We start from the raw sequence: 16,505 nt of genomic DNA, 5'->3' as shown, positions 1-16,505 counted from the left end.
ACAAAACCGTGTCCCGAACGTACAATCAATTACAAATATCATCTAATCAAAGTTTGCTTGAATTAAAACACAAGCATCGTTGATGCAAATGGCAGCACGTTGTTTATAAAAGACTTACGCGAACAGGCGTGAAAGCTTGCACGAATGCAAGTCGGTCTTTTTTTATTTGGGCATACCCGGCAGTCGACAGGGGCGCCTCGGGTCCGACCAATCGGGTAGGCCATTTACCAAGTCAAGGGGGGGCTTGTTTCCAGACCGCCTGAAAATTCACCGCCTAAAAGGCTAATTCTCCACTCGCTCCCGTCATCGGTAGAGCATTGAGACCACTATGTCCGACAACCTATCCCTAACAATGCGCGTAACAGCGCACGATGACGCATCACCGGTACTCAAAAAGATTGCAGGCGAGATCGATCGTCTCAATGATAAGCTTCGCAAGACTGTAGGCGATGCCAAACGCGCTGCCTCCGGTTCCGTCACGAATGGACCGAATCAGCGCAAGACGACCTCGACCTCCGATTTCGCCCGCGAGACCGCCGACGCGGCCAAGGCGTTGAAGGCGAAATTCAACGGACTCAACAAGATCGGCGTCATGGCCCGCCAGCGCCTCAACGAGGAGCGTCTCGTTGCCTCCGAACAGGCGAGAAACACAGGCAGTCCCGAGATCAGGATTTCCAGTCGGTCTGAGGCGCCATCAACAGGGCGAGAAAATCACCCGAAAGGGCGGCTTGAAGAATCCACTGGGCGAGTCGTAATATCGAGCCGGACGCAGGTTGCCCCCCGCGTCCGGCGAAAGCCTTAGAAGAGAGACGTACCGATCCCGAAGGAGACTACGAATACTGTCTCCTTCGGTGTTCGCCTGAACTCAAAACGGAATGTTGGCCAATACGGTAGCATGTATCGTCTCCTGGTAGGCTGGCCAGCGGAATGCTTTGCCATGCCTGTTCCGAGAGCATGACTGGCAGAGGGCCTTCGCGTCAACAAGTTGTGTGTGCTGGCTACGTTCCTATCCAGATGTTGTGGTGGACGGGCAAGTCCTGTGGATATCGCATCGGCGATGACAAGTGCTCTTTCCGATTGAAGAAATCCGCCCGGATATTTTTTCCGTTCACAGACCGGATCACGTCCTGGCCAAGTCTGCGTTTGGTTAAGGGGCGTCGGGTGTGGGATTCTTGCTCTGTCTCACTCGATATCGAAGGCCATCACCGCCGCGTTAGGCTCATACTTGACCGTTTTTAGTCGAGGCCCGCGAATCCCGTCGCGTTGTTCGATGCGATCTAGGACCGGATTGACGTAAAGAGAGGCCCAAATCTTCTCGGGGACGCCTACGGCAATGGCTCGCTCAAGTCCGGGCATCAACTCGGCAGCGTAGAGGGCTCGGGCTCCGCTAGTTACCGCAGGCCGGGCTGCATCAGCGTAAGCATCGGCGATGATCTCAGACCACCTCTCGGCTTGCTTTCTGATGTCGTTCGCCACGTCTCAGTTCTCCTTTCTCGAAAGCCCCTTTCCTTCCCTGGTGGGGGCTGTTCCGATCTAGGTCGTTAGCCTTGGTATTCGTGGGGGATACGTATTGAACCACAGCCCCGGCGCGGCTGAACGGCATCCACGCCGTGCTGGGGAAGCAAAGTTCCGCAAACAGATGATCTGTGAAGAGCTGTGAACAAGCCTGCGTCTCGTCAAGTTGTCGCCGCAATCGGGGATCGTACTGCCATCTCGAATACATCAGAGGAGACCGCTATGACGGTAACGATCCTCGATCCTGTATCGGGAAAACTGATTACGATTACGGTGCCTGATCGAAAATAGGCGTGCCGCTGCTCGGAACCGGGATGCGTGAGACGGCATCGGCCAGCGTGGCAATGGCGACTGATCTGGCGTTGCCTTGCCCGCTTGGCTCCATCTCGAATGCCCCTTCCTTTTGCTGGGAAGCTCGCTGACGGCCCTTAGATATAGATCTGGTATTCGTGCCGGTTCCGGTTTGAACCCCTCCCCCAGTCCTAGCTAGGCGCATCCACGCCAGCCACGATCGATCAATGATGGTGATGACGTTCGTTTCGTTACGGTACCTGCTCAGCCGCCGTTCCCGGATGGTGATGAGGCCGTTGATCCTGGCCTGATGCAGGGCGCGCTTTACGGTTGAGCGGGATACGCCTGCCACTGCCGCGATGTGCTCATGGGAGAGACGACAGTCGCCTCGTTTCCCGATCTCAACCACGATCACGGCTAAGGCGGCTTGTTCTCCAAGCGTGAACTTGGCTGCGATGCCCGGTGGCATCCGGCCTGACGCCGCCCACCGTCGCCGCCGTTCCATGCTGGCATCAGTACGAGGGCGAGACCCTACGCTTTTCCGTAGGGGGGCAACCGTTGTCCTGTTGTCCTGTGATCCTTTGCGGACCTCGATGAGGGCAGACAGGCTTTCGGCCTCTGCCTCGCTGACACGCCCCTCTCCGAAGGCACGCCAAAGCACTGCCGCCACTTCTGGCAGCCGATCACGGGGCGTGACCTCGATGGCCCGCCGCAACTCGAATTCAAACACCGTCTCGCCCCTTCGTGGGGCCGCATCAGCGCAAACGATCTCGTGCGGGCACGTCTTGCCCGTTGACTCCGGTGTAGGAGCTATGAGAGATTTGCGCCTGTTCAGGTGCGCAAGCTCCCATCGATATCGCGGCCTCCATCCCTTGCAGGGGATCGGGGGCCGCTCTCGTTTCTAGCTTAGGCGGCTCGTTGTTCGGTTCCTCGACTCAGGCGGCTCTGACCGCGCCATGAACCTTCCTTGGTTAACTGAGCAGGACCGGATGTCAAAACCCGTCTCAGGGTCCGCCTGCCTTCGCTCGCAAGATACCGACCCGCTTCTCAAGATCGGAAACGCGGCCCTCGAAGGCGCTCATCGTCTGCACCGTCACAAGCAGGCTTAGAGCCGCCACGATCAAAGCCATGAGCGAGATCATCGCCCCGAAGAATTCGACCCTCTTTCCTCGCTCTGACGCTTCCCGTCCGGCCTGGAATATGTACCGGCCAATGGCAAAGGCGACCTCTGTCAGCAGCGCGACGAGGACCAGCCCGCACACAACGAAAATGAATGTCGTGGCCCATCCGGGAATGGTGATGGCGTTCAAGACCGATCCCCGCCCTTAAGCAGGCGTTCGATCGTCTCCATACCGTCGCTTGTGGCCTTCGCCTCTGACGGATGCCGCCGATCCGCTCGCTGGTAGACCCTGCCTTCCTTGCGGATCGTCCATCGGAACTGGCCCTCAGATCCGGGAATGGGCTCTACCTCCAAGCTGTACGGATGGATGTTCGTCTTCGTCTCGCTCACTTTCCCAACCTCATGCGCTTATGAGCTTACAGCCTTGTAAGGCTTCTATCTGACGATCCGCTCGCGCTTACCGCCAAGCGCAGACTCGTGCGGTGCCGTTCTCCCAACACCGACCCTTCCGTTTCAGCGTTCCGAGGGAGTCGTGGGCGTGACCCGCCCCCTTCGTGCCGTTCCAATAGCCGTCTGCCTCGCCATTCTCACCGGCCATGACAGTCGCGAAGTAGGTCACTCGCCGCTCATCCATGCCAAGCGTCATGCCGCCGTCGGCGCTTTCCGTGACGTTGCAGAGGCCGAACAGCTTCGGGCTGTTTTTGACCTCAAGCAGACACTTGCCGACATATCGCTGCTCCCCGTCAGGGCCTTCCATGGCTACAGCGCCAAGGGATGCCAGAGTGAAGGCTAGGACGGTGATCGATGTGAGACGAAGCGAACGCATAGGAGCCTTTAAGATTTCGAGGTTATGAGTTTGAAAGCTTATAGCCTCGTGAGGCCATCATTCAGTCGCGTTGAGAGCGTCGAAATCAAGCCCGTGCTTTTTGAAGATGTACCGCAAGCCGTCATCGATGAGCCGATGAGGCCGCACGCCTTGTCTTGCAGCGAGGATGTTCAGCTCCATCAGCGCGGCTGGAGTCAGATAGAGCGAGGTTGAACGCTTCTCGACCTTGGCGACCGGCTTGGGGCTGGCCTTCGCCTTTCGACCGGCTGGCACCGCTTCCTTTGCTGGTGGTTCCCCGACCGGCTCATGAGGCTTCACGGCCTCGATCTCCGCTAGGGCTTCCTCCTCGATCGGATTTGAGGTCATAGCCTCATCAGCTTGCAAGGCTTCAGCCTTTTGAGGCTTTGAAGCCATAGCCTCTTGCTCTGCCAACTTCCGGCGCATCTCTGCCAACTTGCTCATGCTAACTGCCTTTCCATACGGTTTTTGATCCAGGTCCATAAGGCGCGAACCTCTGCCGCGCCTTGGCTTCGTGGCCGGTATTCGGTGACACCTTCCCCGGCGACCATGGCGTGATCGAAGTCGGCGCGCATGCCGATCATCTCCGGGCTGATGGTGCCGATGGGGGTTAGCTCATCAATGGCATCTTGGACCGATGCGGCACGGACGGCTTGAACCTGATTCAGGACGAAAGCGTAGCTCTTGCCTGCCACGACGAGATCAAGGGCCGTATCCTTCACCGGATCGAAATCGAGGATACCAGGGCGGACAGGCACCAGAACGAAATCGGCAGGATCCACTCCGATGTCTGCGATGAGGTTGCGAGACCCTGGCGTGTCGATGATGGCAAGCGTGGTCGGCGCATGGGTCCGAACGGCAGCGAGAAGCCGCGTAAGCCGGGTGTCCGCCTCTTCCGGGGTCAACTCTCGCTTTGGGTCCGCTTCGTCCTCGATGGGGCGATAGTGGATCATGACCTCGTGCTGGCCGGTCTGCCTGCGACGATGCCATTCCCTCAGTGACTTCTGAGGGTCCATGTCGATAAGGACGACGCCCTGCCCTTCCTGGGCCGCTGCCACGGCGATGGACGACGCCAACGTGCTTTTCCCGCTCCCGCCCTTTTGTGCGGCGAGTGTCAGAACTTGAAGCGCCATAACCTCGAAAGCCTCTAGAGCTACAGCCTTACAACCTCATTGCCTCTTAGAGCTATGACGCGGAAGCCTTGTGAGGTTGCAAGGTAAGCGTATGAGCCACCTTCGGCAAGCGACCTCAAAGCGTTTCGAGTCCGTAAGGTTATAGCCTTACAGGCTTGGAGACTTATGAGGCTGAAGGCCTACGAGGTTGAATGGGAGCCTCACCAGCGGCAATCTCAGGCGCAGGGCAGGAAAGGTGCCGCCGATCCCCTGTCGCGCCCTGGGCGCCCGTATTCGGCCAGGATATCGCGGCTGCCGGCGTCCGTCGCGTGATCGAGCGCTGACACGCTGCACAGGATGTAGCTATAAAATTTCACACCGCTCCTCGTGGGAACCTGCTAACGGTTAAGCTTGGTCAAAAATGGATGCCGTATCTGACGATTGATTAAGAGGAACGTATCCGGGGCCAGCAGTGAGGAGTCAGTAATGAGATTTCCCGTTGAGAACCGGCTTTACGTCTTGGACCGTATGATTGCCGAACACGAATTAGCGGCGGCCGGCCATGCGGCCATTATTGCGGGACTGACTAATGATGCCGCCGGGCTCGCTGCAATCTTGGCGACGGCTCAAGCTTCCGTAAAAACGCTCATCATTCTTCGGGCGGAGAGGGTCCAAATTCGCCTCCGAGCGGGCTGAGTGGCATAGCAACCCCGGCGGTCCCTCAATGGCACTGCTAGGAGTGGCAGGCAGAGAGCAGACAGCGAAGGGTCATGGCACAGCGCCGGGCCGCGCGTTCAACAACTCGCTACGGGCGCTGGCGAGGTAGGCCAACCGCTCGCTCATGGTGGCAACTTCCACTCGGCTCGCGCCACTCCTATTCGAGGAGGGGATACGCCATCTCCGAGAGGGGTAGTCCCGTTCAAAGTTGGCCTGGGCTCGCTGGTGGACGTCGAGTTCGCGGATCTGGTCCAACCGGTCAATTCCTTGTCGCCGCCGCATAACGAAGGAACAGCGGTCTGGTTTCCGGCCTACAGGAGAAGACGATCCGGGGGCCGATGGATTTAGGGGAAACCTTGGCCAGCGCCTCGACCGCCCACGACAAAAAAGGGAATTCGGAATTTCCGTACGAAAAAGCCGGCCTCCCCTCGGGAAACCGGCTCACATATAGGCAAAATAATTCCGACTTAATGCCAGAAAATCGGCACTAAAGTGCTAAATTGCACGAATGCGAATGAGGGTGTATCACGTTAACGTTTCGTCAATGGTGGCGACACGGAATTCTGATGACAAGGGGAGGGATAGAACATGGTCGAGATCGACGCAACAGAAAAGTTCGTCTCTTCCTATGACCAAGGGGGCAACCCCGTCGCGCTGATGACCTGCCAGGGTGGTGCGCGACGGGATGCAAGAGGATTTGAACAAGACCGACTTCGCAAAACATAGCACTTGCTATGATTCCGCACAAGACCTGCAAGCTCGAATTGAGCGCCGCACGGCTGAAATCTTCGGCGACCGTCTGCGAGACATCCCACTCCGGGTTGGCTTTGGCGAGAGCCCCGTCATCGCTGCCGTTGTCGGACTGAGCCTCGACGGCCTTCCCGCCCCGCTCGCCCACGCAATGGGGTCCATCCTCTGCGGTGCGGTCATCGCGCATCGTGCCGGTGGTCGCGGCGTGTCGTTCTCTCTCATGGCGGATCGCTACACCGGGCTTGGCCGTCGCTATCATCCCAGCCTCACTCGCACCTATGTCCGGGGAGCTGTGGAGCGCCTGGAAGCGGCAAGCTTGATTTCCGTGGCGTGGGGGAAGTCCTGGGCCGATGGCGGACAGGGACGCCAGTCAACGATGTACGCAACCCCGGCCCTCATCGAACGGGCGGGCGATATGCCGTTTCAGAAGCCGGTCCTCCGGGAGATCATCCGCCTTTACGATGCGAACGGGAGCCTCGTTACCTACCAGGAGACCTCGCAGACGAAGGCGATGCGGAACAGCCTCCGGGAGTGGAACGACGACCTCGCCAGCCGCCGCATCGAGATCACGGACTCGAGTGTGATCCGGCAGGAAAACGGCCTGTGCCTGGTGCCGACGAAAGATGAAGACGGGGAGTACCTGGTCCGTGCCGATCAGGTCGAGGCGTACCGCCGGTTCAAGGGCAACTTCGATCTCATGGGACGCTTCGTCGGACCCGGCTATCAGAGCCTGACGAAGGCCGTTCGCAGCACCATCACCATTGATGAGGACGCCCTCGGATCGGCGGACTTCTCATGCTCCCACCTGCGACAGGCATACGGGCAGGCCGGTGCCGATCCTGGCGAGACCGATGCCTATACGATCGCAGGGCATGAGAACCGCCGCCATCTGGTGAAGGTAGCCACCAACATCGCCATCAACTGCACCAAGGGGCGAGGCGAAGCGTTGAACACCATCGCCTACGAAATCGCCAAGGCCGACCACGCCAGCGAGACAGGATCAACGACAGGCGCACGGGTTGGGCCGTTTGAACTGGGACAGGCCGACCGTATCCTGACGGCCATTGAGACCCGCCATCGCCCGGTTGAGCGTTTCTTCTACTCTGGGGCGGGCATCGCCTTCATGAAGGTGGAAGCCGACATCCTCGACGCCACGGCCTCGACGGCACGGAAGCGATACGCAATCCCGGTCCTGGGAATCCATGACGAGATGATGGGGCCAGCCGACAAGATTGGCATCGTGGCGGACATCATGGCAGCCGAGTGGAGCAAGCGCGTTTCGGCTCAACCCATTGTCAGACATAGCTGATCTGGGATTTGTTCTACATAGGTGGTAGCCGGTGCTGCGTTGGTCTGTTGGTGTTGGTGCGCTCCTGGTCTTCGACGCCCGGTTGCCCCCTCGTTTGACCTCCAACATTTCAGCGAGAAGACCCGGATCGTGTTGGCTCCGATAGGAGACAGCATCCGTGGTCTGATCGATGGCCTCTCATCGACCGTCATCACCAGCACAACAGGTTAGGTCATGTAGCGTCGGCGACCGCCGATGCGGAATGACTGCGAGATGACAGCGGCGTCTGGCCTGCTCTGGCTCGTGTCGATTCTATCCCGGAAACCTGTCAATCAAAATCATACATGGATTTGCATAGTTCAATATAGCATGCTATAAGATTTATAAGTGAGGTGTCTCGGAAACGAGATGCTTCCCGGATGGACTTCGGTTCATTCGTCTTTGTTATCGTTCATGGGTCTCCCGGCACCCGAAGCCGGGACCGGACCGGGACCGCATTTCCCGGCGCAGGGGCAAGCTGTGTCTACAATCCGCCGGGGAGCTTCCCGTCCTCGGCATCAACCAGAAAAAGGAACAAACAGTGAACACGCCTACTGCCGATCCGCCCTCACGGATGATCGGCCTATCGCTCGCCACCGACTTGGTGCGCGCCCTCGATGACGCCGCCGCACGAGAACACCTTATCCGCAGTGCCTATGCCCGCCGCGCGATCCTGCTTCGTCTGGAAGCCGATGCCGCCGTCAGATCCGTCAACGACAAGCTCGTGCGGCAAGCCCGATGATCGCCACTCGCCTCTTGTCGATCACGCTACCGCTCAACGCCGCGAACGCCCTGGACGAAGCCGCTGGAAAGACTGGCATGACCGCCTCGTCATTCCTCGCCGAGCAGGTCGCCCACGCCTTCGGGACCGAAGCGTACCTCTCGAAGAGAGAGCAGGGCCGCAAACGGAAACGATCCCATCGCCGCGCCGCCCGTGAGAAGTGGCTGGCATCCCGCGCTGGTGCTGCCTCAGCCTCCCCCGCACAGGGGCAACGATCCATCCTCATCGCGTCAAGGCCATCTCGGAACTAGCATCCAAGCTGGGATGGTCCGCAGATCCCCGCGAAGCCGTCGAGGCGTTCAAGACCGTGGAGGATCTGTTCGCCGAACATGGCGCGAAGGCCACGGCTGATCTCGCCGCTGCGCAGGAAGAGTTGAAGCAGGCCGAAGCCGATCGCAACGCCATGTTGAACGAGGCCGCTGGCATCACCTGATATCGAATTCACTGACCGGAGAGGCGCTGGCCCCGGTTCGCGACGGCGGGAGGGTGATCGTATCGGCTGGCCCTCCCGCCACATTCATTAACGAACAATTAATGATCAACAGCGTTAGTTCTCATACGGACAAATCAATTATCCGTCAGCGGACCGGCACAGTGGCCATGTGGAAACCTATGATTGTCGCCGTATCTGGCATCTTAAGACCCATTAATGGCTCACGTTCAGTTGGTCCATTTTGGACAGGGACAGATCGAATGCTTTCTCAGGCATTCCCACTGTCCGATCTTATTCCAGAGAATGTTTCGACGGCTCTCGCTACCCTATCGAAAATCTTAGATCGGCAGGACGCCTTGAAGGCATGAGAACGTAGGACGCCAACCTATCTCACGCAGCCTTCGCCCGAACGGCATCGAACGCATACCTCAACCCCTGTCGGATAAACGACCGTTTTTCCGTCACCCAGATTCAGCTGCTATCGCCCCAACGTTGTCGTTAAAGCCAACTTACGCTGTGCTCAAAGCCTGGCCATCGCGGGTGGTGCCATTATGAAAGCCGCGTGCACGCATGTGGGCTGAGTATGCCAGATTGTCTGCAGTGCAACAGAGGCAGCAAAGTCCCGTTGTGGATCACGTAAGGTGTTACCTCAGTTTCTATGTTAATTCGTACGCCTCTAAATAATTGCCACAGTCCGCAACGTGAGGATGCAAATACGCTAAATGCATTTAGCGGAATTCAGTCCTTTGTATTGATTTGACTCACTTACAAATGTGTCGTTCATTCGGTCGCACAAATCTGAAGCCATAAGAGGCTTTGTGTATCCAAAGGAGACGAAAATGCCGTTTGGCACCCGTCCGCTGAACCCTTTGATCCACAAAATCGAAAGCTTCGTTCGCCTCTCCGATGCCGAGCGAACACTCTTGCAGGAGATCGGTACATCCGGCCGGAATGTCGAGCCGCGAAAAGCGCTCATAGAGGAAGGCGAGGAACCGCCCGGCGCTTTTTTGATCCTGGAAGGCTCGGCCTATTGCTACAAGCAGCGGAAGAATGGGCGGCGCCAAATCACAGCGCTCATCATCCCAGGTGACCTGGGCAATCTCAATGCTCCTCTGCTACGCAGGATGAACTACTCCATTGGCACGTTCTCCGCCTGCCGCGTCGTATGGCTGACCCCTGAAACGATGGAGCAATTACAGCAGCATCAGAACATCGCTCACGGTCTGCGCATGAGCGCCCTTGTAGAGAAGGCGATGCTACACGAATGGCTACTAAACGTTGGAGGCCGCACGTCTATTCAGCGCTTGGCGCATCTCCTCTGCGAATTGTACCTTCGCTATCAGACTGTCGGATGGGCTCGCGGACAGAGCTATGAGCTGCCTCTGAAACAAGCTGATCTGGCGGACCTCACCGGCATATCAAACGTGCACGTCAATCGCACGCTGCAGGAACTCCGGCGCAGACGGCTAATCGAATTGAAGAACCGTCGTCTGAGCATCCTGGACTGGGCGGGGCTGAAAGCTCTGGCCGAGTTCGACGCCAAATACCTGCATCTGCGAGAAGGTAGAAACGGCTCTGCTTCCGACGATCTGCCGTTGCGCCTGAGCAGTGCCGAGCCAGACAACCGATTCGCCTTTGAGAGCGGCGGCTTCACGTCGGTTCGGCTTAAACGCTCGGGGTCCCGCCTCCATAACCCTCTCCTAAAACCGAGCGACGCTTCGCCGTAGGTAAACCGATCGGATGTCCGACATATCCTTCAGGTTGCTATCGACCCTTCACAGACCCTCGGAAGGTCCGCTTCGGGGCAGCTTGGTGGAGGATGACCTACGTTCGGGTCGGGTGGACAGCGGTCAGACTGCTCTTACCCGCGCTTTGCCAATTTTCAGACATCGGCAGCATCGCCTTCTGGTGCTGATCGAGTCCAGACCCTAGCTTCCGATCTGGCTTACGACGCGTTCGATCTTGCCTATGGCGGCCTTGATCGTTTCGGCCTGTTCCTGCAGGTCCTCGACTTTTACGCGACCAGGTTCTCCTGTGGTCCACCAAAGGCCGTTGTCGATCACCTCTAGCAGGTGCCCCAGACGGGCGTGCTCATGTTTGAGCGCAGCGATGAAGTTGGTACTGTTTTTCACGGCGGATCCTCTGCTTGGTAGCTATCTTACCGCGGTGAGAGGGCAAGAGCGAGCAGTAGGGCTGAGGGCCGGCTTCTGCCTAATCGAGATTACATCTCAAGCTGGGATGCTACTGCGTCTCCGATTGCTTAATCTTCAGCCAGGACGCAGTTTATCATCTCGGCGAATTGTTCAGTCACTCCTTCGATGCTGGGGAAATATTGCTCGGGGTCACCTGCGGCGAGCATCACCTCGCTCGGCTTCTTTAGCTCAATGAGCACAGCGCGAACGATGGCCTCGGATTTGCCCGGGTCCGCTATTTTGACGTCCGCACGAATGGCTGTGTCTTCAACCGCTCTGCATAGTCTTTCCATGTCATAGTTCATGGCATTGCCTCCGAATGATGACAAAATCTACCATACGCCAAACATCTGCCGGTGCGCTGAAGTTACGCCGACTTAGAAAATCTTAGCGTCGCACGCATGCCGCACGAAGCCACCGCGCCTTCGCAAAGGGCAACCTGGCTACAAGCCGCTGAGGCTTACCCTCTTTGCGCAGACCAACGCCCGAGTGCCGGGATGCGCGTCAGATCTTCGCCGCCGTGACCAACCCTTCCGCTCCCGGAACCGGATCCTGTCCCGGCTACCGTTCTGCTGAGCCCGTTCGATCCTCATCTTCCTCCTCGGGAACGATGTCGCCGAACGGCATCGTCAGCACGTGCCGGGCATTCTCGTCCTCGATCTCGAAGGAGCAGGCAAACCAGTCCCGCACGGCAAACGATGGTGGCCCGGCAACCAGGTCACGGGCGATCTGCAACGCATGCTGACGTGCTGCCTCATCGTCGGCGAGTTCATCTCCCTCCGGGTCAACCGTCAGCTTGTCCAAGCGAGGACCATAGCGCAGATTGAAGAAGTAGCGGGGCATGTCACGCTCCCTCGATCAAGCGGGCATATTCCGCCTCCGGCGTACCGTAGGCGCCATCCGCAATCTCCTCCAGAAGCTCCCGGTTGATCACAGTGACGCGCCCGCGCTTGGCCCGGATGCGCCCTGCGCCTTCGAGATGCTGCATGGCCAGGGTCACGCCGGATCGCCGGACACCAAGCATCATCGATAGGAACTCGTGCTTGAGCAGAAGCTCGTCGCCGTCTGTCCGGTCGTGGCACATCAGGAGCCAGCGTGCGAGGCGTGCCTCGATCTCATGGGTCGCGTTGATGAACGCCGTCTGCCGCACCTGGACCATCTCAGTCAGGATGTAGCGCAGCAGGAGCTTACGTAAGGATGGGCTCTCATCCGCCGCCGCGCTCACGACATCAGCGCGGATGCGCAGGGCGCTTCCCGGCATCTGCACGAAGTGGTCATACGGAACACGATCCGCGCCGAGTAGCACGGGCGTGGCACCCACCACGCCCTCACAGCCGATGATCCCTACCTCGACCCGGCCGTTCGTGCCCTCGGCCGTGATCGAGGCGATCCCAGCTTCCATGAAGTACAGGTGGTCAGTGCGGGCGTTGGGTTTGGTCAGAGACTGCCCTGCCGGCAGATCCAGGGGCTCCAGCTGCGTCTGAAGCCGGGCAAAGTCCTCGGCGGACATGGCCTTCAGCAGGCGATTGCGAACAGCGGATTGTTGAACGTAAGCCATGGGCTCTTGCTCTCCATTTTGGAGCAAGAGCACATCGTCTCTCAGCCGCCTACGCTCGGATATTTCCAGCAGGCGATGAGATGGATATAAAATAAAAAACAGTAATTTTCAACATAATTGCCCTGCGGGATCTAATTTAGTGCTATGTCTGGTACAGATCATCCAGGGGTACGGTAGCGTACTTTCAGTAAGTTCGGTATCACACCGGGCAAATGCGGACATTTACTAAGCGAATATTTCAAGTTTACAGCTTCGGATATACAGCCCCGCGCCTCGAACAGGCCAAGCGGACTATCACCCTGGAGCCTTGCATGGACCTCATAGCCCAGCCGCCCGCCGTCCTGCTTGCCGAGGCTGATGCTCTGGTTGCCATGGACCTCAGCGACACGCTGGAACAAAAGGGCTTCCGTGTGCTCGGGCCCTTTGCGACGGGAGCCGAGACACTATCCAGCCTCATGCGCGAGACGCCGACACTGGCGATCATCGACGTCGTGCTGAAGGATGGGGCCTGTACCGAACTGGTTCGCGAGCTACGCCAGCGGGGGATCCCGTTCCTCGTCCACTCGGCTTGCCGGCGGGATAGATCGTTCGTCCCTGACTGCCAAGGCGTGCCCTGGCTGAGCAAACCGGCCTTGGCCGAGGATGTGGCGGCGATGTGTGATCAGATGTCCCCCTCGTCCCCAGTGGCGACGATTGCAGCAGCGAGCCGCCTGCAAATCACTGTCGAACAACCACTTACGCCGGCAGGCAGCGGCAATCCGTTCGTTCGCAAGTTGGAGAGCCTCGCCACCTTGTCGGATGCGGAGCGGGCGGTGCTGGAGCGGATCAGTGCGAAACCCCGCACCGTTCCGGCGCATACCACTCTCGTGCGCGAGGGCGACAAACCCGATGGTGTGTTCCTCGTCATGGACGGCTTCGTCTGCCGCCAGAAGCACCAGCCAGACGGTGAGAGCCCGATCATGGCCTACCTGCTGCCGGGCGATTTCTGCGACCTCGATGTGGCTCTGCTGGACAGGATGGATCACACACTCACCACCGTCTCGTCATGCCGGATCGTTCATATCACGCCTGAGACAATCGCGGCGCTGATGCGGGACCACCCCGGCATCGCCCGGGCTCTGCGCATGTCTACGCTCGTGGACGAGGCGACATTGCGAGAATGGCTCGTCAACGTCGGTTGCCGTTCCGCTCTGTCACGAATGGCGCATCTGTTTTGCGAGCTTCTGACGCGCCTGAAGGCAGTTGGACATGCCGTCGAGGACAGCTGCATCCTTCCGCTGACACAGACCGTACTGGGCAGCACAACCGGGCTTACGACGGTACACGTGAACCGCACATTGCAGGCGATGCGGCGGGAGGAGCTGATCACATTCAAGGGCGGCCGCCTGACAGTTTTGGACCTTCCGCGATTGAAGAGAATTGCCTCGTTCAAACCGAACTATCTCCACCTGGGGCGCCGCTCCGCTGCGTGATGCCGCCCGTCAAATAGCACGAGTTGCGATGGGGGATTCACACCAAGGGCAGAGGCCGCAACGGAGCTCGAGGATGATGTAGGGGAAGTCGAATAGCTTCTCCGGGAACCGCACCACCTGTCCATGTCATGAGAACAGGACGGGAACAGACACGAGGTAATCACTCATGGTCAAGCTGCCATGATTGGTTGTATTCCAGACATACTGGCAACTAACGGAAACCAGTCATCGGCGAAGCCGTTAACCTCTGACAATGATCTAGATCAGCAACAGATTTTGGCTGCCACGGCAGGGCAAGTGCCATGATACCCCGGTCAAAGTCGGGGTCGACCATGCAATGGAACAGGCTTTCCCTCTCCTCGAGGGTAACTTCCCCACGCGGATTACGCGAGCAATCGAGGCTCTTGTGGCAGCTGAGAACAAGGCAGCCGGGATCGCCACTTAGTTCGGCGGGAAGTGCCCGATCAGCCGCACGCCGCCCCATAGGTCCATGCCCTGGGCGTCCACCATCCCTTTGGCTTTGCGCTTCGCCTCGCGATCATCGATGGCGAAGAACAGGACCGTGAGCGATACCGCTCCGTTCGGGTCCACAAAGCGGGCCCAGTAGGTTGTGCATTCTATCTCGGAGGGCGCAGCCAAGCCGGTGTCTCTTGTGGTCGACCATAGACGCTCCTAACCAAGGATCGTTGCGCTGCATCGTGATCTCGCGACCTTTTGCTCTCGGAGGGTATCCAGCGGTCTGCCCCGTGAGGCACGGAGGTTGCAGCGTCGCCTCCTGGATTGGTTCGGAGGGGTCGATGGCTGCAGCAGACTCGAATAAGCCGTTCTGGTTTGGCTTCGAGGCCTTAAACGAGGGCCAGAGCTTGGACGATTGCCCTTACGCATGGGGGGCAGACGACAGCGATATGTGGTTTGAGGGCTTCCATCTCGCCAGCAATCTCGTTGGGGGCTCGCGAAGCCAAGCGAACGTTCGGGCGCACCCAGACGCTTGAGGGAATCCGAACCGCCCCTCGATCCACCCGACGCTCCGATCAGATCTTGCCGTGCTCCGCCATTGTCGCCGCAAGCCGGCCCTCGAGCTCGAGCACCTTGATCCGGTGGCCTCGAACAAGGAGGCGGATGGCAGTCGCATGAGTTTCTAGCCCCTCTCGCTCGGCGAGCTCGGCCATGAAGGCGAACTCATCGGCAGCATCCGAATGGACCTGGACGGCATCCCGTAGGGCTTCCAGCAGCTTTTGAGTTACCTGGCCCATTACATCGCCTTGACAGCAAGTGCCCCATAGACCGATCCGACGCCGATCCCGAGCTCCTTTGTGATCTTGGCCATCTCCAGCCCCCATACCGTCCCTCCAATCCAATGGAGCATGGCGGCGACATCGCTGCAATTGAGCGGCGGCTACCGACCTCGTAGACAGCGAGCATAAAACGCATACCTCAATACATGTCGGCAAAACGGTCCTTTCCCTGACAATCGAATCCGACACTCCGTTTCCGGGGGCTCCCTTCGATCGAAGTGTCGGAAAAACGTGTCTGGAAATCTATCGTCGGAGAAACGGTATGTTGAAGCCTGACACTCTGACGGGTTAGGCGGGGTTGAGATCGGTTTCCTGACGCTATGAGGCCGATACCGTCTGCGCCTGGATCGCGGCCTTTACCTTCGCCACGCCTGCCGCTGCAATGTCGGGATAAGGGCAATCACGCGCCGCATCGCCAGCCCGGCGACGTGCCGTGTGCGGCTTCGACAACAGCGATCCGGTAGCGAGCGCGTCGAAGTAGGCGGTCCAGTATCCCGGCCCCATCGTGCGCGAGCCGTTCGATGCTCGTTGTGACGACCGCATAGGCATTCCCGAAAGACCGAACGCTAAAGGCGGCAGCATCCTACCGCACCGCTGAACGTCGTCTCAATGTCCTCGTTATCGATCTCCGATCCATGAATTCCGACATCCCAACCGAATGGGCCTTCGGGCCGTTTGCCCCTGACCTCGACCCAGCCGAACGCCGTGCCCGTCTACGGTCCATGCGAGCAATAGCGCGGCTTACATGCGGACCCCGCGCTGCCACACTGTGTGATGGTCTTCACGCCAGCGAGGACGACGACGACATGCTTGTGTTTGCCGTGGTCGCCCTCGAATGCCTCGCCGCCCTGGACAGGCGGCACATTCTCAGGAGCTACGCCGCCCTTTGAGAAGTTGCTCAGTCAGCATCCGCCCTGCCAACTCGATGACATGAGCAAGCTTCTGGGAGGCTTCGAGCGTGGCGTCGTCTGTCTCGCTGCGTTCAAGGTAGGCGGACAGTCGTTCAAGGCAGGCAATGGCTTGACCAAGGTGGTCGATATCGTCGGCTATCTCGTTAGGCACGGCTAGGCTTCACTCCCGGCGACAGTCGCCGCAATG

20 protein-coding genes are annotated in these 16,505 nt (G+C 58.8%); 9 read left to right on the top strand and 11 right to left on the bottom strand.

Annotated features, from left to right (window positions below):
- Positions 1-328: 328 nt before the first annotated feature.
- Positions 329-802, top strand: a complete 474-nt coding sequence (locus ACYQOP_RS27320; protein WP_461225786.1) for a hypothetical protein — start codon at positions 329-331, stop codon at positions 800-802.
- A 380-nt stretch (positions 803-1,182) separates the two neighbouring features.
- On the opposite strand, the gene ACYQOP_RS27315 is transcribed toward ACYQOP_RS27320, so the two are convergent.
- From ACYQOP_RS27315 to ACYQOP_RS27305, 3 genes are all read right to left on the bottom strand, one after another.
- Positions 1,183-1,476, bottom strand: a complete 294-nt coding sequence (locus tag ACYQOP_RS27315) for a hypothetical protein (RefSeq protein WP_461225784.1) — start codon at positions 1,474-1,476, stop codon at positions 1,183-1,185.
- Between the two features lie 307 nt (positions 1,477-1,783).
- Complete coding sequence (locus ACYQOP_RS27310) at positions 1,784-2,536, bottom strand: helix-turn-helix domain-containing protein (RefSeq protein WP_461225782.1); 753 nt, start codon at positions 2,534-2,536, stop codon at positions 1,784-1,786.
- A 274-nt stretch (positions 2,537-2,810) separates the two neighbouring features.
- A complete protein-coding gene (locus ACYQOP_RS27305; protein ID WP_461225781.1) occupies positions 2,811-3,116 on the bottom strand; it encodes a hypothetical protein in 306 nt (101 codons plus the stop codon).
- 348 nt (positions 3,117-3,464) lie between these two features.
- On the opposite strand from ACYQOP_RS27305, the gene ACYQOP_RS27300 reads away from it, so the two are divergent.
- Positions 3,465-3,719 (top strand): hypothetical protein, encoded by a 255-nt coding sequence (locus ACYQOP_RS27300; protein WP_461225779.1) that lies wholly within the window; start codon positions 3,465-3,467, stop codon positions 3,717-3,719.
- Positions 3,720-3,809: 90 nt separating this feature from the next.
- Here ACYQOP_RS27300 and ACYQOP_RS27295 read toward each other — a convergent pair whose 3' ends face one another.
- Together ACYQOP_RS27295 and ACYQOP_RS27290 are read right to left on the bottom strand one after the other, a co-directional pair.
- Positions 3,810-4,214: a hypothetical protein gene (locus tag ACYQOP_RS27295; protein WP_461225777.1), complete on the bottom strand. Its 405-nt coding sequence runs from the start codon at positions 4,212-4,214 to the stop codon at positions 3,810-3,812.
- On the bottom strand, positions 4,211-4,903 hold the full coding sequence (locus ACYQOP_RS27290; RefSeq protein WP_461225775.1) for a division plane positioning ATPase MipZ: 693 nt from the start codon (positions 4,901-4,903) through the stop codon (positions 4,211-4,213). Before ACYQOP_RS27290 ends, ACYQOP_RS27295 begins: the two co-directional genes overlap by 4 nt.
- A 465-nt stretch (positions 4,904-5,368) precedes the next feature.
- On the opposite strand from ACYQOP_RS27290, the gene ACYQOP_RS27285 reads away from it, so the two are divergent.
- From ACYQOP_RS27285 to ACYQOP_RS27265, 5 genes are all read left to right on the top strand, one after another.
- Positions 5,369-5,578: a hypothetical protein gene (locus tag ACYQOP_RS27285; protein WP_461225773.1), complete on the top strand. Its 210-nt coding sequence runs from the start codon at positions 5,369-5,371 to the stop codon at positions 5,576-5,578.
- Between the two features lie 694 nt (positions 5,579-6,272).
- A complete protein-coding gene (locus ACYQOP_RS27280) occupies positions 6,273-7,658 on the top strand; it encodes a hypothetical protein (protein ID WP_461225771.1) in 1,386 nt (461 codons plus the stop codon).
- A gap of 559 nt (positions 7,659-8,217) precedes the next feature.
- The gene (locus ACYQOP_RS27275; RefSeq protein ID WP_461225769.1) at positions 8,218-8,418 is read left to right on the top strand and encodes a hypothetical protein; all 201 of its coding nucleotides are present in this window, start codon (positions 8,218-8,220) and stop codon (positions 8,416-8,418) included.
- Between the two features lie 346 nt (positions 8,419-8,764).
- Positions 8,765-8,890, top strand: coding sequence for a hypothetical protein (locus ACYQOP_RS27270; protein ID WP_461225767.1), 126 nt, complete (start codon positions 8,765-8,767; stop codon positions 8,888-8,890).
- A gap of 839 nt (positions 8,891-9,729) precedes the next feature.
- Positions 9,730-10,617 carry a Crp/Fnr family transcriptional regulator gene (locus ACYQOP_RS27265; RefSeq protein WP_461225765.1) on the top strand — a complete coding sequence of 296 codons (888 nt, stop codon included), beginning with the start codon at positions 9,730-9,732 and terminating at the stop codon, positions 10,615-10,617.
- Between the two features lie 201 nt (positions 10,618-10,818).
- Here ACYQOP_RS27265 and ACYQOP_RS27260 read toward each other — a convergent pair whose 3' ends face one another.
- From ACYQOP_RS27260 to ACYQOP_RS27245, 4 genes are all read right to left on the bottom strand, one after another.
- Positions 10,819-11,022 (bottom strand): hypothetical protein, encoded by a 204-nt coding sequence (locus ACYQOP_RS27260; RefSeq protein WP_461225763.1) that lies wholly within the window; start codon positions 11,020-11,022, stop codon positions 10,819-10,821.
- 128 nt (positions 11,023-11,150) lie between these two features.
- Positions 11,151-11,387 carry a hypothetical protein gene (locus ACYQOP_RS27255; protein ID WP_461225761.1) on the bottom strand — a complete coding sequence of 79 codons (237 nt, stop codon included), beginning with the start codon at positions 11,385-11,387 and terminating at the stop codon, positions 11,151-11,153.
- A 256-nt stretch (positions 11,388-11,643) separates the two neighbouring features.
- The gene (locus ACYQOP_RS27250; RefSeq protein ID WP_461225759.1) at positions 11,644-11,925 is read right to left on the bottom strand and encodes a DUF6894 family protein; all 282 of its coding nucleotides are present in this window, start codon (positions 11,923-11,925) and stop codon (positions 11,644-11,646) included.
- A 1-nt stretch (position 11,926) separates the two neighbouring features.
- A complete protein-coding gene (locus ACYQOP_RS27245; protein ID WP_461225758.1) occupies positions 11,927-12,640 on the bottom strand; it encodes a Crp/Fnr family transcriptional regulator in 714 nt (237 codons plus the stop codon).
- Between the two features lie 212 nt (positions 12,641-12,852).
- Between ACYQOP_RS27245 and ACYQOP_RS27240 the strand changes: the two genes are divergently transcribed.
- The gene (locus ACYQOP_RS27240) at positions 12,853-14,112 is read left to right on the top strand and encodes a helix-turn-helix domain-containing protein (protein ID WP_461225756.1); all 1,260 of its coding nucleotides are present in this window, start codon (positions 12,853-12,855) and stop codon (positions 14,110-14,112) included.
- A 441-nt stretch (positions 14,113-14,553) separates the two neighbouring features.
- On the opposite strand, the gene ACYQOP_RS27235 is transcribed toward ACYQOP_RS27240, so the two are convergent.
- Both ACYQOP_RS27235 and ACYQOP_RS27230 read right to left on the bottom strand, forming a co-directional pair.
- Positions 14,554-14,751, bottom strand: a complete 198-nt coding sequence (locus ACYQOP_RS27235) for a hypothetical protein (RefSeq protein ID WP_461225754.1) — start codon at positions 14,749-14,751, stop codon at positions 14,554-14,556.
- Positions 14,752-15,143: 392 nt separating this feature from the next.
- Positions 15,144-15,281: a hypothetical protein gene (locus tag ACYQOP_RS27230; RefSeq protein ID WP_461225752.1), complete on the bottom strand. Its 138-nt coding sequence runs from the start codon at positions 15,279-15,281 to the stop codon at positions 15,144-15,146.
- Between the two features lie 1,056 nt (positions 15,282-16,337).
- Here ACYQOP_RS27230 and ACYQOP_RS27225 point away from each other — a divergent pair.
- Positions 16,338-16,475 (top strand): hypothetical protein, encoded by a 138-nt coding sequence (locus ACYQOP_RS27225; RefSeq protein WP_461225750.1) that lies wholly within the window; start codon positions 16,338-16,340, stop codon positions 16,473-16,475.
- The last annotated feature ends 30 nt before the right edge of the window (positions 16,476-16,505 follow it).

The organism is Methylobacterium sp. CM6247, assembly GCF_054817925.1.
This window is presented reverse-complemented; position numbering and strand designations above follow the sequence as displayed.

Excerpts from the sequence above, each read along its gene's own strand:
- ACYQOP_RS27320 (WP_461225786.1), top strand. The coding sequence starts at position 329 with ATGTCCGACAACCTATCCCTAACAATGCGCGTAACAGCGCACGATGAC.
- ACYQOP_RS27295 (WP_461225777.1), bottom strand. The coding sequence starts at position 4,214 with ATGAGCAAGTTGGCAGAGATGCGCCGGAAGTTGGCAGAGCAAGAGGCT.
- ACYQOP_RS27290 (WP_461225775.1), bottom strand. The coding sequence starts at position 4,903 with ATGGCGCTTCAAGTTCTGACACTCGCCGCACAAAAGGGCGGGAGCGGG.
- ACYQOP_RS27285 (WP_461225773.1), top strand. The coding sequence starts at position 5,369 with ATGAGATTTCCCGTTGAGAACCGGCTTTACGTCTTGGACCGTATGATT.
- ACYQOP_RS27265 (WP_461225765.1), top strand. The coding sequence starts at position 9,730 with ATGCCGTTTGGCACCCGTCCGCTGAACCCTTTGATCCACAAAATCGAA.
- ACYQOP_RS27255 (WP_461225761.1), bottom strand. The coding sequence starts at position 11,387 with ATGAACTATGACATGGAAAGACTATGCAGAGCGGTTGAAGACACAGCC.
- ACYQOP_RS27250 (WP_461225759.1), bottom strand. The coding sequence starts at position 11,925 with ATGCCCCGCTACTTCTTCAATCTGCGCTATGGTCCTCGCTTGGACAAG.
- ACYQOP_RS27245 (WP_461225758.1), bottom strand. The coding sequence starts at position 12,640 with ATGGCTTACGTTCAACAATCCGCTGTTCGCAATCGCCTGCTGAAGGCC.
- ACYQOP_RS27240 (WP_461225756.1), top strand. The coding sequence starts at position 12,853 with ATGCGGACATTTACTAAGCGAATATTTCAAGTTTACAGCTTCGGATAT.
- ACYQOP_RS27230 (WP_461225752.1), bottom strand. The coding sequence starts at position 15,281 with ATGGCCGAGCTCGCCGAGCGAGAGGGGCTAGAAACTCATGCGACTGCC.
- ACYQOP_RS27225 (WP_461225750.1), top strand. The coding sequence starts at position 16,338 with ATGAGCAAGCTTCTGGGAGGCTTCGAGCGTGGCGTCGTCTGTCTCGCT.